The organism is Pseudomonas sp. IT-P218 (assembly GCF_949767605.1).
Taxonomy (GTDB): Bacteria; Pseudomonadota; Gammaproteobacteria; order Pseudomonadales; family Pseudomonadaceae; genus Aquipseudomonas; species Aquipseudomonas putida_AE.
The window spans coordinates 22,106-36,679 of sequence record NZ_CATKQQ010000003.1 but is presented as its reverse complement, the minus strand read 5'-3'; the positions used below and the strand labels follow the sequence as shown (position 1 = coordinate 36,679).

Annotated in this window: 16 protein-coding genes and 2 pseudogenes; 6 read left to right on the top strand and 12 right to left on the bottom strand. The window is 61.2% G+C overall.

From position 1 onward, the window contains the following. Positions 1-118 precede the first annotated feature (118 nt). On the bottom strand, positions 119-1,150 hold the full coding sequence (gene astA, locus ACM6I6_RS02145) for an arginine N-succinyltransferase (RefSeq protein WP_274076887.1): 1,032 nt from the start codon (positions 1,148-1,150) through the stop codon (positions 119-121). 61 nt (positions 1,151-1,211) lie between these two features. Further along, the gene (locus tag ACM6I6_RS02140) at positions 1,212-2,228 is read right to left on the bottom strand and encodes an arginine N-succinyltransferase (RefSeq protein WP_414919294.1); all 1,017 of its coding nucleotides are present in this window, start codon (positions 2,226-2,228) and stop codon (positions 1,212-1,214) included. A 344-nt stretch (positions 2,229-2,572) separates the two neighbouring features. Here ACM6I6_RS02140 and ACM6I6_RS02135 point away from each other — a divergent pair, with 344 nt between their 5' ends. After that, positions 2,573-3,145, top strand: coding sequence for a histidine phosphatase family protein (locus tag ACM6I6_RS02135; protein ID WP_323607991.1), 573 nt, complete (start codon positions 2,573-2,575; stop codon positions 3,143-3,145). Continuing rightward, complete coding sequence (gene cobF, locus ACM6I6_RS02130) at positions 3,145-3,900, top strand: precorrin-6A synthase (deacetylating) (RefSeq protein ID WP_414919293.1); 756 nt, start codon at positions 3,145-3,147, stop codon at positions 3,898-3,900. The genes ACM6I6_RS02135 and cobF overlap by 1 nt, the downstream gene beginning before the upstream one ends. Here cobF and ftrA read toward each other — a convergent pair. Continuing rightward, positions 3,883-4,863, bottom strand: coding sequence for a transcriptional regulator FtrA (gene ftrA / locus ACM6I6_RS02125; RefSeq protein ID WP_414919292.1), 981 nt, complete (start codon positions 4,861-4,863; stop codon positions 3,883-3,885). The genes cobF and ftrA overlap by 18 nt on opposite strands. Before the next feature lie 101 nt (positions 4,864-4,964). On the opposite strand from ftrA, the gene ACM6I6_RS02120 reads away from it, so the two are divergent. The 3 genes from ACM6I6_RS02120 (at position 4,965) to ACM6I6_RS02110 (ending at position 7,825) form a co-directional block, all read left to right on the top strand. Further along, positions 4,965-5,384, top strand: a complete 420-nt coding sequence (locus tag ACM6I6_RS02120) for a rhodanese-like domain-containing protein (protein WP_274076892.1) — start codon at positions 4,965-4,967, stop codon at positions 5,382-5,384. Positions 5,385-5,743: 359 nt separating this feature from the next. Continuing rightward, positions 5,744-6,523 (top strand): ABC transporter substrate-binding protein, encoded by a 780-nt coding sequence (locus ACM6I6_RS02115; RefSeq protein WP_414919291.1) that lies wholly within the window; start codon positions 5,744-5,746, stop codon positions 6,521-6,523. A gap of 189 nt (positions 6,524-6,712) precedes the next feature. Then, the gene (locus tag ACM6I6_RS02110; RefSeq protein ID WP_414919290.1) at positions 6,713-7,825 is read left to right on the top strand and encodes a M14 family metallopeptidase; all 1,113 of its coding nucleotides are present in this window, start codon (positions 6,713-6,715) and stop codon (positions 7,823-7,825) included. A gap of 12 nt (positions 7,826-7,837) precedes the next feature. On the opposite strand, the gene ACM6I6_RS02105 is transcribed toward ACM6I6_RS02110, so the two are convergent. Continuing rightward, positions 7,838-8,455: a hypothetical protein gene (locus ACM6I6_RS02105; protein WP_323607982.1), complete on the bottom strand. Its 618-nt coding sequence runs from the start codon at positions 8,453-8,455 to the stop codon at positions 7,838-7,840. After that, positions 8,452-8,634, bottom strand: a pseudogene (locus tag ACM6I6_RS02100) (PAAR domain-containing protein); the annotation flags it as partial. The gene ACM6I6_RS02105 and the pseudogene ACM6I6_RS02100, both read right to left, overlap by 4 nt. 195 nt (positions 8,635-8,829) lie before the next feature. Here ACM6I6_RS02100 and ACM6I6_RS02095 point away from each other — a divergent pair. Beyond that, positions 8,830-9,546 carry an alpha/beta hydrolase gene (locus tag ACM6I6_RS02095; protein WP_274076897.1) on the top strand — a complete coding sequence of 239 codons (717 nt, stop codon included), beginning with the start codon at positions 8,830-8,832 and terminating at the stop codon, positions 9,544-9,546. Positions 9,547-9,549: 3 nt separating this feature from the next. Here ACM6I6_RS02095 and ACM6I6_RS02090 read toward each other — a convergent pair whose 3' ends face one another. The 7 genes and pseudogenes from ACM6I6_RS02090 to ACM6I6_RS02060 all read right to left on the bottom strand — a co-directional run bounded on the left by ACM6I6_RS02090 (position 9,550) and on the right by ACM6I6_RS02060 (position 14,449). Further along, positions 9,550-10,122, bottom strand: a complete 573-nt coding sequence (locus ACM6I6_RS02090; RefSeq protein WP_274076898.1) for a hypothetical protein — start codon at positions 10,120-10,122, stop codon at positions 9,550-9,552. A 100-nt stretch (positions 10,123-10,222) separates the two neighbouring features. Then, positions 10,223-10,491: pseudogene (locus ACM6I6_RS02085) on the bottom strand (type II toxin-antitoxin system RelE/ParE family toxin). Next, on the bottom strand, positions 10,481-10,657 hold the full coding sequence (locus tag ACM6I6_RS02080) for a hypothetical protein (protein ID WP_406592310.1): 177 nt from the start codon (positions 10,655-10,657) through the stop codon (positions 10,481-10,483). The pseudogene ACM6I6_RS02085 and the gene ACM6I6_RS02080 overlap by 11 nt, the downstream one beginning before the upstream one ends. A 73-nt stretch (positions 10,658-10,730) precedes the next feature. After that, positions 10,731-11,519 (bottom strand): hypothetical protein, encoded by a 789-nt coding sequence (locus tag ACM6I6_RS02075; protein ID WP_323607980.1) that lies wholly within the window; start codon positions 11,517-11,519, stop codon positions 10,731-10,733. Between the two features lie 336 nt (positions 11,520-11,855). Next, positions 11,856-13,037 (bottom strand): acetyl-CoA C-acetyltransferase, encoded by a 1,182-nt coding sequence (locus tag ACM6I6_RS02070; protein ID WP_414919289.1) that lies wholly within the window; start codon positions 13,035-13,037, stop codon positions 11,856-11,858. An 11-nt stretch (positions 13,038-13,048) separates the two neighbouring features. Next, positions 13,049-13,714, bottom strand: coding sequence for a CoA transferase subunit B (locus ACM6I6_RS02065; protein WP_406592307.1), 666 nt, complete (start codon positions 13,712-13,714; stop codon positions 13,049-13,051). A gap of 36 nt (positions 13,715-13,750) precedes the next feature. Next, complete coding sequence (locus ACM6I6_RS02060) at positions 13,751-14,449, bottom strand: CoA transferase subunit A (RefSeq protein WP_274076901.1); 699 nt, start codon at positions 14,447-14,449, stop codon at positions 13,751-13,753. Positions 14,450-14,574 lie beyond the last annotated feature (125 nt).

Below are 14,574 nucleotides of genomic sequence, written 5' to 3'. Positions count from 1 at the left end.
GAGCAAAAGTGTCAACGCCGAAGATGTGAAAGGCTATCACGGGGGCAGGTCAGGAATGATGACGAATTTAGCGGTTTTCCGGCCACAGGCGTCAATCTTGTGGCGAGGCAGGGCGCATTTACGCCGCCACGGCCTGCTGCTGTCGGTTGGGCAGCGCCACTGCTCGCACCGAGTCGCCGGGTTGCAGCTGCAGGCGTTTGGCGGTGAGGCGGTCGACCAGCAGGATGTCGCCCCTCAATTGCGCCGGGGCGGCGGTGATGCGGCAGTTTTCCAGGCGACGATTGTGTATCAGCCAGGTCGGTGCCTGGTCGTCCGGGGTGCCGATCGCCAATGCCAGGAGTCGGCTGTCGCGCACGGTGCGAATGGCCGAAACCGGCGCTTCGATGACCGGGCCCGCGTCGAAGATGTCGATGAAGCCCTGGTGGGAGAATCCTTCGGCCGTGAGGATTCTCAGTGCCGGCTCGGCATCGTGATGCGGCTTGCCGATCACGGCTTGGGCCCGTTCGGTGAGCAGGCAGGTGTAGAGCGGTTGCCGTGGCATCAGCTCGGCGATGAACGATTTGTTGCCCAGCCCCGACAAATGCTCGGCATGACTGAAATCCATCTTGAAAAAGTGCCGGCCCACACTGTCCCAGAACGGTGAACACCCTTTTTCGTCGGCACTGCCGCGCAGCTCGGCGATCATTTTCTCGCCGAACAGGTGCGGGAACTCCGCCGCCAGCAACAGGCGTCCCAGCGTGAGCAGGCGGCCGTTGCTGCCCCGGCGCTGGTCGGGGCGCAGGAACAGCGAGCAAAGTACCGATTGACCGGTCATTTCATTATTGAGGAACAGGGTCGGGATTTGCCGCGAAATACCCAACGCGGGTGAAGAACTGACCGTCAGCCCGAGCCGATAGTTGTACCAAGGCTCGCGCAGGCCAACCGCGCCGGTCATGGCGCTGACGCCGAGCACCTGCTGGTCGTCGTCTTCAAGGACAAACAGGTAATCGGCGTCGGCGCGTTCGACCTGCTCGGCGAAGGTTCTTTGGACCCAGCGCAAGCGGTGGGTCAGGCGCTCTTCATTGACCAGGGGCGTCAAGTCGCGACCGGCCAGGCGGCTCAGCGCCAGCAAGGCGGGCAGGTCGGTCACCTGGACCGGGCGCAGGATCATGCGGACGTGCCTTGTGCAAGCCCGTTCGGGTGTTGTCGACGGGGATCCTGGCGTTTGCTACTCACAGCGCGATCAGCCGAACGTTGCTGCCTTCAGTCACCTGCAGCGCCTGGCACATCTCGCAGTCCAGCCCCACGGGTTGACCGGCGCGGTAGTCGAGATCGGCGACGATGGCGCGATAGTGCCAAAGCGCATCGTTGCTGACCAGATACCGGCCGCGGGCATCGATGGATGAAACGGGCGAGACCAGCGCGGTCTGGCTCTGCGCAATCGAGCGAATGTCGCCGGTGCGTGCCTGCAGGGTCGGGCCGCCATCGAACAGGTCGACGTAGCTGGTGGTCTCGAACCCCTCGCGTTCAAGGATATCGAAGGCTTCCTGGCCATCGGCATGGATGCGCCCGATGCAGTCTTGCGCGGCCTGGGGCAGCATCGGCACGTAGATCGGGTATTGCGGCATCAGATGGGCGAGGAACGACCGGCTTTCCAGGCCGCAGAGCCGCTCGGCCTCGACGTAGGGCAGGTCGAAGAAGTGCTTGCCCACGGCATCCCAGAAGGGTGACTGGCCGTCATCGCTGCTGAAGCCGACGATTTCGCTGATCACCGCGTCGGCAAAGCGTTGTGCATGGGCCGCAATGAACAGCAGGCGTGCCCGCGACAACAGTTCGGAGTGGGGCGTGCGCACCAGCGCCGAATCGATATGGAAGCCGCGCAGCAAGGTGTGGCCGTTGAGGTCGTGGCACAGCGACAGGGCAGGCACGCCGTGCTCGATGTTCAGCTCGCGCGAGGCGCTGGTGAAAGGGCGGTTGCGCAGGCTGTAGAAGGGTTCGCTGAAACCGGCCGTGGCGACGATTTCCGAGCAGCCCACGAGGCGCCCGTCCGCCTGGTCTTCCAGGACAAAAAAGTAATTTTGCGGGCCGGGACACTCGGCGTTTTGATCCAGCGATGTGCAGGCGTCGACAATCCTGTCACGCAATCGGGCGCTGTCATCGGGCAAGGACGTGACGCCCACCAGGCTTTCGCGGGCCAAGCGCTGCAATTGGGGCAGGTCGGTGGGTTGCACGGTGCGCAAGACCAGCATGGGTGCACTCCTGTATCAAAGAGCTCGGCGACCGGCCTTCGCATGAGGGCATCCCGGCTCCTGCTGGATGAGGTGTTTCGTTAATCCGTTGAAAACAGTATTTGTATAGAGCGCACTACATGTCTAGTTAATTTTGACGGGACTTTTCCAAGGTCGAACAGGCGGGAAATAGCTGTCAGCGGCGGATGAAGGGGATGTTGAAGAATCGTGTAGGGCGTCGCCCTTGAAGCGTGTTCGAATCGTTGAAATGACAACCCCTGACGAACTTTCTTACGGCACAATTGGGCAATGACTTACGGCCAGGTGCCGATTTTCCTTTCTATCCAACAGAGTGATTTTTTTTCGTGCAGGCGACCCGATTGACCCTGATCTGCCACGCTCGAACCCTTGCACAGAAACAGGCACGCTTTCCCGTGGACGAACCCCTGGAGATGGATTGGCAAGCGGCGCGGGGTTCCCGAGGGGCACGCTTCAAGGAGGCCTCGCGCTTGTTGTGCGGGCCGGAGTTGCGCACCCGACAGACTGCCGAGCTGTTCGGCAAACCAGTGGAAGTCGTCGCAGACCTGCGCGATTGTGACTTCGGCGATTGGCGCGGTAAACGCATCAACGACCTGCAGAAAAACCAGGCCGAATCACTAAAGGACTGGCTCGCCGACCCGCGCTCAGCGCCCCACGGCGGCGAGTCGGTGGTGCAAGTCGGCGAGCGCGTCGCCGCCTGGTTGAAAACCCTGGAAGCGTTGCCCGGCCATGTGCTTGCCGTGACCCATCCATTCATCCTGCGTGCCGCGTTGATGCATGTGCTGCAGGGGGCGGCCTTCAACCTGATCGATGTCGAGCCGCTGTCGACGATAGATCTGCAGTTTCATGGTTGCTGGCGGCTGCGGCTGCCGTGCAGCGATAACGAGGGCATGTCCTGATGAAAACACTATTGGTCATCGGCATCGGTGCCGGCAACCCCGACTACATCACCCTGCAGGCCGTGAAGGCGCTGAATCGGGTCGATGTGTTTTTCATCATGGACAAGGGCCAGGACAAGGACAAGTTGATCGACCTGCGCCGCGAGCTATGCGAGCGCCATATCAGCGATCCGCACTACCGCTTTGTCGAGGCACGGAGCCCGGAGCGCGAGCGTGGCGAAGTGGACTACAAGACCAGCGTCGATGAGTTGAACCTGGCCAAGCAGCAGACCTTCGAGCGCCTGATCAATGAGGAGCTGGCGGATGACCAGTGCGGCGGTTTCCTGGTGTGGGGCGACCCGGCGCTGTACGACAGCACCATTCGTATCCTGCAGGCGATCCTGGCTTCAGGCACCTGTACTTTCGAGTTCGAGGTGATCCCCGGCATCACCAGCGTCCAGGCCCTGGCCGCGCAGCACAAGGTGCCCCTCAATCAGATCGGCCGTTCGGTCGAGATCACCACCGGCCGGCGCTTGGCAGCGGGGCAGGTGAGCGATGCCGACAGCCTGGTGGTGATGCTCGATGCCCAGGATGCCTACCAGCATGTGGCGGACCAGCAGACGCAGATCTACTGGGGCGCCTATCTGGGCACGCCGGATGAAATCCTCATCAGCGGCAAGCTCGGGGAGGTGGCGCAGCAGATCGAGCGGGTGCGCAAGGCGGCCCGGCAGGCCAATGGCTGGATCATGGACACTTATCTATTGCGCAAGCCCTGAAGCACGGGTGCGCCCAAACCGTTCCCGGTACACCGACGGCGGCACGCCGACCACGTTGCGAAAGGCCACGCGGAAGCTTTCCACCGACCGATAACCGCAGTGATGGGCGATCTGCTCGGTGTGCTGGTCGGTGCTTTCCAGCAATTCCCGGGCGCGGCCCAGGCGTTCATGTTGCAACCAGGTCTTGGGCGACAGCCCGCTGGCTTCGGTGAAACGGCGCAGGAAGGTGCGCTCGCTCATGGCGGCTTCGCTGGCCAGGTCGCGAACCTCCAGCGGTTCGTGCAATCGCTCCCGTGCCCACTGCATGACACGCGAAAGATCACTGCGCGGCGTCGCACTGACCGGCGTCGGAATGAACTGCGCCTGGCCCCCGGTGCGTTGCGGTGACATCACCAGGCGCCGCGCCACCGAGTTGGCGACCTGGGTGCCGAAGTCCCGCGCCACCAGATGCAGGCAGGCGTCGATGCCGGCTGCGCTGCCGGCCGAGGTGATCAATTGACCCGAATCGACATAGAGCACGTCCGGGTCCACCAGGATGTTCGGGAAGCGTTCGGCCAGTTCCGTTGTGTAGCGCCAGTGCGTGGTGGCGCCGCGACCGTCGAGCAAACCGGTGGCGGCCAGCACGAACACCCCCGAGCAGATCGACAGCAACCGCGCGCCCCGGGCATGGGCCTGGCGCAGGGCGGTCAGCAGCTCCTCGGGTACTGCAGCCTGGCGATCGCGCCAGCCGGGAATGATGATGGTCCGCGCCTCTTGCAGCAGTTCCAGGCCGCCATCGGCCAGTACCTGGATGCCACCCATGGCGCGCATCGGGCCTTGATCGACGGCCGCGATCTGATGGCTGTACCAAGGGAAGTCGAACTCCGGCCGGGCCAGGCCAAAGATCTCCACGGCGATGCCGAATTCGAAGGTACACAAGCCATCGTAGGCGAGGATCGCGACCAGTCCTGGAGAAAAATGCATTTGGCGGAAAGTTCCCGGTGAGTGTCTTGTGCGCCACTTTAGCCGTTGATGGTGGGCAGATAAAGTCTGTTCACACCCACCGACATCCCGGAGCCTTGCCCATGACCAGCCTCGTTCGCGAAATTCCCGCCGCCCCTTCGGCCATTGCCTTGATGCATTTCAGCAACCGCCTGACATTCGAGACCGATTGTTCCGATGTTTACGCCAGCCAACAGGCTGGGGAAGTCGATTTCATTCTGGTGGATGTGCGGGGGCCGTTGGCCTTTGATCGGGGGCATGTGCCGGGTGCGATCAACATTCCGGGGCGACTGCTGACTGCCGAAGGCTTGCGCGGTTACCCGAAAACCAGTCTGTTTGTGGTCTATTGCGCAGGTCCCCACTGTAATGGCGCGAACAAGGCGGCGGTGAAGCTGGCGGCGCTGGGTTACCCGGTGAAGGAAATGATTGGCGGCGTGACCGGGTGGCTGGATGAAGGGTTCGAGTTGAGTGCGGCGAATGCCGCTATTGGCTGCGCCTGCTGACCCCCCTGTAAACGCTGGCCTGTCGGGTCGGCGCATCGCAGCGCTGGCGGCGAAACGGCCACCATCGCATCGCCAGCAAGCCGGCTCCTACAGATTCGCGTAACGCCTCAGATTCAACATAAGCCCACAATCCTGTAGGAGCCGGCTTGCTGGCGATGAGGCCCGAAAGTCCAACGCAATGTTCAAGTCCGCCTTCGCCGGCATGTCTGCCGCTTGCCGGCCACTTTCTATAACTATTTGTCGCCTCGAAATAATTTACCCTGTGATAGCCGCTCTAGACTGCCGGCCACTTCGGTCCCCCGGCCACAAGCCAACGACCGAAAGCTGCCAATAAAAGTCTCCGCACACAGGAGTTATAAATGAAGAAGCTAGTGATGTTCGGTGCCCTGGCACTGTCGATGTTGTCCCTGACCGCCTTGGCCGCGGATTCCAAGCCGATCCGCATCGGTATCGAAGCCGGTTACCCGCCATTCTCGATGAAAACCGCTGACGGCAAGCTCACCGGTTTTGACGTGGACATCGGCGACGCGCTGTGCGAGCAGATGCAGGTCAAGTGCACCTGGGTCGAGCAAGAGTTCGACGGCCTGATTCCGGCACTGAAGGTCAAGAAGATCGACGCCATCCTGTCGTCCATGACCATCACCGACGATCGCAAGAAAAACGTCGATTTCACCATCAAGTACTACCACACCCCGGCACGTTTCGTGATGAAGGAAGGTTCCGACGTCAAGGACCCGCTGACCGAGCTCAAGGGCAAGAAAGTCGGTGTACTGCGCGCCAGCACCCATGACCGTTTTGCCACCGAAGTGCTGCAACCGGCGGGAATTGTCCTGGTGCGCTACGGCTCCCAGCAGGAAGCCAACCTGGACATGGTGTCCGGTCGCGTTGACGCGCTGCTGGCCGACTCGGTCAACCTGGACGACGGTTTCCTGAAGACCGACGCCGGTAAGGGTTTCGCGTTCGTGGGGCCTGAATACAACGATCCGAAATACTTCGGCGGTGGTGCCGGGATTGCCGTGCGCAAGGGCGATACCGCCCTGGCCGAGCAGTTCAACAAAGCCATTACCGAAATCCGCGCCAACGGCAAGTACAAGCAGGTGCAGGACAAGTACTTCAAGTTTGACGTCTACGGCGAGTAATCGAGCCGTTCAAAAAAGTGGCCCCGTTGACGCGGTGGCCATTTTTTTTCGCTCATGATTTATCCTGCAATCACATTTCCCCCCTGTAGGAGCTGCCGCAGGCTGCGATCTTTTGATCTTGCTTTTAAAAAATCAAAATCAAAAGATCGCAGCCTGCGGCAGCTCCTACAGAGAAATCGGAGTTCTGCCATGCAACGCATCGACCATTTGCTGCCCTGGAGCCACCTGGGAACCGAGCGCACCCTCAGCGTATTCAGTTATGGCGCGGGCACTCGCAAGGTCTACATCCAGGCCAGCCTGCACGCCGACGAGCTGCCGGGCATGCGCACCGCCTGGGAGCTCAAGCAGCGCCTGGCTGAACTCGAAAGCCAGGGTCAATTGCAAGGCCTGATCGAACTGGTGCCGGTGGCCAACCCGATCGGCCTCGATCAGCATCTGCAAGGCAGCCACATGGGCCGTTTCGAACTGGGCAGCGGCAAGAACTTCAACCGCGCGTTCGTCGAACTGAGCGCTCCGGTCGCCCAGCGGGTGGGTGATCGTCTGGGCAGCGATGCCGAGGCCAACATCGCCCTGATTCGCCAGGCCATGGGCCAGGTGCTCGACGACCTGCCGGCCCCGGCGTCGCAGCTGGAAGCGATGCATCGCCTGTTGCTGCGTCACGCCTGCGACGCCGACATCACCCTCGACCTGCATTGCGACTTCGACGCGGCGATTCACCTCTACGCCTTGCCGCAGCACTGGCCGCAGTGGCAATCGCTGGCGGCGCGCTTGAAAGCCGGGGTGGCGTTGCTGTGCGAGGATTCCGGTGGCAGTTCCTTTGACGAGTCCTGCTCTTCGCCATGGTTACGCCTTGCCCGGGCTTTCCCCGAAGCCGCCATTCCACCGGCCAACCTGGCGACCACACTTGAGCTTGGCAGCATGGGCGACACCCGGGTCGATCAGGCCCGGGCCAATTGCGAGGCGATCCTGGGCTTTCTCGCCGAACAGGGTTTCATCAAGGGCACCTGGCCGGCGGCACCGAGTGAGTGCTGCGAGGGTATGCCGTTCGAAGGCACCCAATACCTGTTCGCACCGCATCACGGCGTGGTCAGCTTCCTGCGCGAGGCCGGTGAATGGGTGGAGCAGGGCGATGCGCTGTTCGAAGTGGTCGACCCGTTGAACGACAAGGTCACCACCGTGCGCGCGGGCACCAGTGGCGTGCTGTTCGCGCTTGATCGCGGGCGCTACACGCAACCGGGCACCTGGCAGGCGAAAGTGGCCGGGCGCGAGCCGATTCGGGTTGGGAAGTTGATTAACGATTGAGGAGGGGGAGGGTCATTGCACCCCGCGTGATCGGTGGATGCCTAATGTGATGAGGTAGCGCTCTTCCGTGGGGCGTTTTACATCCTTGAAACGGCTAACTACCAGCATCAGTTGGTACTTGTCACCTGCACGCCAGTAAGCTTTTCCAACGTTGTTTACATCTCGCAATTGGGCACGCCATTGCGGGGTGTCGGCGAACGATGGGAAGTCTTGGACCCGGATGGGTACCCAGCCAGCGTTGCGCCATTGCTCCTGCAGATCGAGTACGACCTTGAGGGTGTCGTCGAGCAATAGTGGCTCGACTTGTGGGGACATTCGGACACCGTCGATCCGTTCATTACGTCCAAAACCCACTGTGAAGAAGCGGGCCAGTGGAGTCACAAAACCATACTCAGGATCTGCAAAACGCAGTCGGGCATCAGACTTGGGAATATTGAACCAGGAGTGCCCTGGTATCACGGGATCGATTCTTGCGCTGGAGCGCTGGCGCATGGCTTCGTACGGCTCGCCAATTACCAGCGAAATTTCCGGTTCATCCGATAGCGCCTCAATCGCTGTCCACGTAAGGCAGGCAGCGACCGTCAGTGCCAACACGCCGCGTCGCCGCCCGATGCGATGCATCAGCCTCATCGCACGCCTCCACCCCAGGCGATATCCCGAATGGATCGCTCAATCTGCTCGCGCTGGTCGCCGTGCAGCAGATCATCAAACTGCTGCGCCGCCCTGAGCACGAAGGGCATGCGTTGGTTGATATCGGCCAGGTTGGCAACGGGGTTGTTGCCAAAACCAATAGTGCGTCCGTCATCGACGGAGCTCCTGCTGGCCTATGAGGCGATTGAGGCGGGTAGCATCGCCGAAAGTGTTGAGCATCTGGCCAAACACGAGCAGCGAAATATTCTGCAATCCGCGCTGTAGGCTGATTCCGTAATCGGGCCGGTGGTGGGAGTCGCTGGGACGAAGGTGTTAGGCTCTATCCGAATCCTGCGCACGGTGAAGGAAGGTTTATGCTGAAGTTTCTCGCTCTGTTCACGTTGCTGGCATCCGCCACTGTCCACGCTCAATCCCCCCTGCAAACCGATCTGCCGCTCAAGTACCTGGAGCAGGCCAACGCCGATTCCCGCGAGCAGCCGCTGGTGATTTTTCTCCACGGCTACGGCAGTAACGAGCAGGATCTGTTCGGCATCAAGGATGAGTTACCCAGCGCGTACAACTACCTGTCTGTGCGGGCGCCGATGGTGATGCAAGAGGGGAGTTACCAGTGGTTTCGCAAAAAAGGCGAGGGTGCCTACAACGGCGAAACCGATGACCTGAAGTCCAGCGGCCAGTTGTTGCTGGATTTCGTCGTACAGGCGACGAAGAAATATCACACACAACCGGAGAAGGTGTTCCTGGTGGGTTTCAGCCAGGGGGCGATCATGTCCTACGAAGTCGCCCTGCGCCATCCCGAGGCGGTGGGCGGGATAGCCGCGTTGAGCGGGCGGATTCTGCCGGTGCTCAAGTCTGAGTTGAAACCGGATGAAAAACGCCAGTCGCTGGCGATTTTCATCGGCCATGGCACGGCGGACCAGCGTCTTCCCTTCAGCGATGGCACCGAGGCCAACAGCCTGTTGCAGAGCGTGTCACTGGAACCCGAGTTCCACGCTTACCAGGGTGTCGGCCACAGCATCAGTGCCGAAGAATTGCAGGATTTGAGCGCCTGGTTGCAGCGTCGTAACCCCTGAGGCTCATTTGCCGCTGACTATCTGCTTGATCAGGGTTTCGTGGGCAGCCATGTCGCCGGGGCGGGAAATGACCTGAATCACCGTCATGTGGTTGCCCGAAGCCGCCATCAACGTGGTGTTGAGGGTCATGCCACCGCCCTGGGTGGCGGTGCTGTCGACCTGGCGCACGCCCAGGCCTGTTTTCTTCAGGGTCAGGCTTTTTTCGCTGAGCTTGTTGTAGTCCGCCAGGGCCTTGTGTTGCGCCGCGTCGAAGTCGGCCGCCGTGCCGTCGAGGAACTCGCCGTCGTTGTCCTTGACCTTGACCCCTTCGGGCAGGTTGTTCTGCGCGGCGATCACCACGGTCTTGGTGGTTTCGTTGGAATACATGGTGCCGCTCGCACCGGTGGGGCTGGCGGGCAACGGGTTGGCCACGAAACCCTTGGGCAGGGTGAAGGTGAACTTGCCGTCGAGCATCGAGACTTTCTGGCCCTGCACCGTCTCCTTTGCAGGGGCCTTGGCCGCCTGCACATTCAAAGCCCCCAGGCTGGCAGCCGCCGCCAGCAACAGGACAACGGCTTTTTTACTCAACAGTGACATCAAAATCTCCAGGGATGGTCGCGCGGTGGGGCGTGATCATCCCATGGGGGCTGCGAGATGTTCCAGCATGGGCTAACGGACGGTCGTTGATGCTTCGGAATCAGGGGTATTCCTGCCGGGCATGTAACACACTCAGGATCTGGATTTGATCCGTCACTTGATAGACCACCAGGTAATTGGGATGCACAACATTTTCCCGTGTACCGGGAAGTCGGCCACATCGATAGAGGTAGGGATATTCAGGGAGGGCTGATGTAACCGTTTCTATAGCCTGATGGAGCTCCAGAGCCGCTACGAGGTTATGGTCGCCAAGATAATTCAGGATTTTCGATAGATCGGACCGTCCTCCGGATGCCACTCAACCCGCATCGCGCTGGTTGCGCTTTGACTGCAGGAGGGCGCGCATTTCGGCCATCACTTGATCATGCGGGATGTTTGGGCGCGGATCATCCAGGGCTGCCTGTACCTTGGCTCGGAACCAGCGGTTGTCTGGATGAAGTACATCCCTTCCAATGGCGCCGGGTGTTGACTTCATCGATAAATCGTAACCACTTGACGTCTGACGGCCAACCGGAAAAACATGTAGGAAATAGGCTCGATTTCTTGCGCTACTCGTTCGAAATAGTTGAACGTGTTGCCAGGGGCGCGGGTTTTGCCAGCAAGCGCCGGGTGACGCCGAGCATGGCCACCGAAACGGCGACGCCAATACCGAACCCCATCAGGCCCAGGCTGGGTACGGTCAGGGTCACGACCAGGCAAAAGGCCGAAAATGAATACATCCCGGTGGCCGTCGCCCGCAGCAACGCCGCGGTAAACGCCGGGCCCCGGGTTTGCTGGGAGAACACCGCCATCACGCTACCGAGGACCGGGAACACGGCGAGCAGGCCGCTCCAGCGATCGCCGACGGTGCTGGCGAGCCAAGTGACGGCGAGGGTCAGCAAGGCGCCGGCGACCATACGCAGCAGCAGTTTGTCGGACTTTGGCGCCGGGCCGGAAACGATCGGCTGCACAGCCGGGAACAGGTACGGCGCGGCCAGCAGTGCGATGGCGGCGGCGATCACCGAGATCGGCAGCGACGGCGGGAGCAAGGACAGGATCACGGCGAGCAGGGCCCAGACCAGCAACGAGATCGTCAGTGCCAGTGGCCATTTTGCCCGTTGCGCGACCTGGGCATAGGTCACGCAGAAGGCAATCATGGCGAACATCGCCGACAGCGCGGCCATGGCCGATTGGGCGGCGAATGCCTGGCCCTGTTCGATGGCGAGGAAAAACAGAATCGGCCCGACCACCACCGGCAACCCCGACAACCATCCCGCCACGCTTGGCCCCCAGCGTTTGCCGGCCAGGGAAATCAGCAGCAGAAAGCCTGGAATCACCAGCAGTTTAAGCATCAACACGCGCACTTCTCCGTCCTGTGAGTGGCAGCAACGGTAGCATTTTGCGGGATGATTTGCTCTATAGATGGGCGGGTTTTGTATACAAAACCCGGCATTCGATGCGAGGCGCCAATGAGGGCGACATATACCTTGTAGGAGCGAGCTTGCTCGCGAAGGTCGTCAACGATTACGTGGAAGTTCTGACACCCCGCAGCGTTTTCAGATTTTTTCGCGAGCAAGCTCGCTCCTACAGGGACCAAAAAAAAGAACCCGGTACGACGTGAATCGTACCGGGTGTTTTGCCAGGCGTGCACGGATCTTCGTGGGTCCCCGCGCCGTCTGTTAAACGCTGTTGGCTTAAGCGCGTTCGAGCGCCAATGCCACGCCCTGACCGCCACCGATGCACAGGGTGGCGAGGCCTTTTTTGGCGTCACGCTTGATCATTTCATGCAGCAGGGTCACCAGCACGCGGCAACCCGAGGCACCGATCGGGTGGCCGAGGGCGATGGCGCCGCCGTTGACGTTGACCTTGTCCAGGTCCCATTCCAGGTCCTTGGCCACGGCCAGCGATTGTGCGGCGAAAGCTTCGTTGGCTTCGATCAGGTCAAGCTGGTCGATGGACCAGCCGGCCTTGTCCAGGCAGCGGCGAGTAGCCGACACCGGGCCGATGCCCATGATCGCCGGGTCGACACCGGCGTTGGCGTAGGCAGCGATTTTTGCCAGTACCGGCAGGCCCAGGGCCTTGGCTTTTTCGGCGCTCATCAGGATCACGGCAGCGGCGCCGTCGTTGAGCGACGAAGCGTTACCCGCGGTCACCGAACCGTCCTTCTTGAAGGCCGGCTTGAGCTTGCCCAGGGATTCGGCGGTGGTGCCGGCCCGTGGCTGCTCGTCGGTGGCGAAGGACAGTGGATCGCCCTTGCGCTGGGGGATCAGGATCGGCGTGATTTCATCGACAAAGCGTCCACCTTCGATGGCCGCCACGGCTTTCTGCTGCGAGGCGGCGGCGAAAGCGTCCTGTTGCTCACGGGTCAGGTTGTACTTCTCGACCAGGTTCTCGGCGGTGATGCCCATGTGGTAATCGTTGAACGCGTCCCACAGGCCGTCGCTGATCATGGTGTCGACGATTTGCGCATTACCCATGCGCAGGCCGGTGCGGGCACCCGGCATGACGTAGTTGGACAGGCTCATGTTTTCCTGGCCGCCGGCGATGATCACCTCGGCGTCGCCGCAACGGATCGCCTGGGCGCCCAAGTGCAGGGCCTTGAGGCCCGAACCGCAGACCTTGTTCAGGGTCATGGCCGGCACGGCGAACGGCAAGCCGGCCTTGATCGACGCCTGGCGCGCAGGGTTTTGCCCGGCGCCGGCGGTCAGCACCTGGCCCATGATCACTTCATCGACTTCGGCCGGGTCCAGGCCGGTTTGCGCCAGCAACTGACGGATCACCGCCGCGCCCAGGTCAACGGCGGAGACGTTTGCCAGGGAACCCTGGAAACTGCCGATCGCGGTGCGCGTGGCGGCAACAATGACGACTTCTTGCATGGAATGATTCCTCACTGGTCGGCGAACTGCATTTCTGGAACGTGTTCCGGCACGATCAGTTTACCAGCGGTTTTGGCGACGATTTCCTCGACGCTGACACCCGGTGCACGCTCTTTCAAAATGAACGCACCGTTTTCGATTTCCAGGTAAGCCAGGTCGGTCAGTACGCGCTTGATGCAACCGGCACCGGTCAGCGGCAGGCTGCAGTGGTCCAGCAGCTTGGACTCACCGTCCTTGGAGGCGTGAGTCATGATGACGATGATGTTGTCTGCACCGGCCACCAGGTCCATGGCGCCGCCCATGCCCTTGACCAGTTTGCCGGGGATCATCCACGAGGCGATGTTGCCTTGCACGTCGACTTCAAAGGCGCCCAGCACGGTGAGGTCGACATGGCCACCGCGGATCATCGCGAAGGACTCGGCCGAGGAAAAGATCGACGCGCCGGTACGGGCGGTCACGGTCTGTTTGCCGGCGTTGATCATGTCGGCATCGATGGTTTCTTCGGTCGGGAACGGACCCATGCCCAGCAGGCCGTTTTCCGACTGCAGCATGACTTCCATGCCTTCGGGGATGTAGTTGGCGACCAGGGTCGGAATGCCGATGCCCAGGTTCACGTAGAAGCCGTCCTGCATTTCGCGGGCGACGCGTTGAGCCATTTGTTCGCGGGAAAGTGCCATTGTTGTTATTCCTTCATTCGGTCCGGGGGCAGGGGATCACTTGCGTACGGTGCGCTGTTCGATGCGCTTCTCGAACGTGCCGCAGATGATCCGGTCGACGTAGATGCCAGGGGTGTGGATCTGCGCCGGGTCCAGCTCGCCGGGTTCGACGATTTCTTCGACTTCGACCACGGTGATCTTGCCGGCGGTGGCGGCCAGCGGGTTGAAGTTCTGGGCGGTGTGGCGATAGATCACGTTACCGAAATGGTCGGCTTTCCAGCCTTTGACGATGGCGAAGTCGCCGGTGATGGATTCTTCCATCAGGTACTTGCGGCCATGGAATTCGCGCACTTCCTTGCCATCGGCAACCGGGGTGCCAACGCCGGTGGCGGTGAAGAAGGCCGGGATGCCGGCGCCGCCTGCGCGCATTTTTTCGGCGAGGGTGCCTTGCGGAGTCAGCACGACTTCGATTTCGCCCTTGAGCAGTTGCTCTTCGAACAGCTTGTTTTCGCCGACGTAGGAGGCCACCACTTTGCTGATCTGGCGGTCGGTCAGCAGAACGCCGAGGCCGAAACCGTCGACGCCGCAGTTGTTGGAAACCACGGTGAGGTCGCGGGTGCCCTTGCGCTTGATCTCGTTGATCAGGTTTTCCGGGATACCGCACAGGCCGAAGCCGCCAGCGATCACGGTCATGCCGTCTTCAAGACCGGCCAGGGCTTCCTCGTAGGAACTCACGCGCTTGTCGAAACCTGCCATATGCACCTCTTTTATTCTTTGTGGGCGGCTGGCTAGCCGAATGGGATTGAGTGTCGCCGCACGAGATTCATTTGTTAAGTTGTTTTTTTGGCTTGATTGATTGATAAAGCTCATTAAACCGCTGC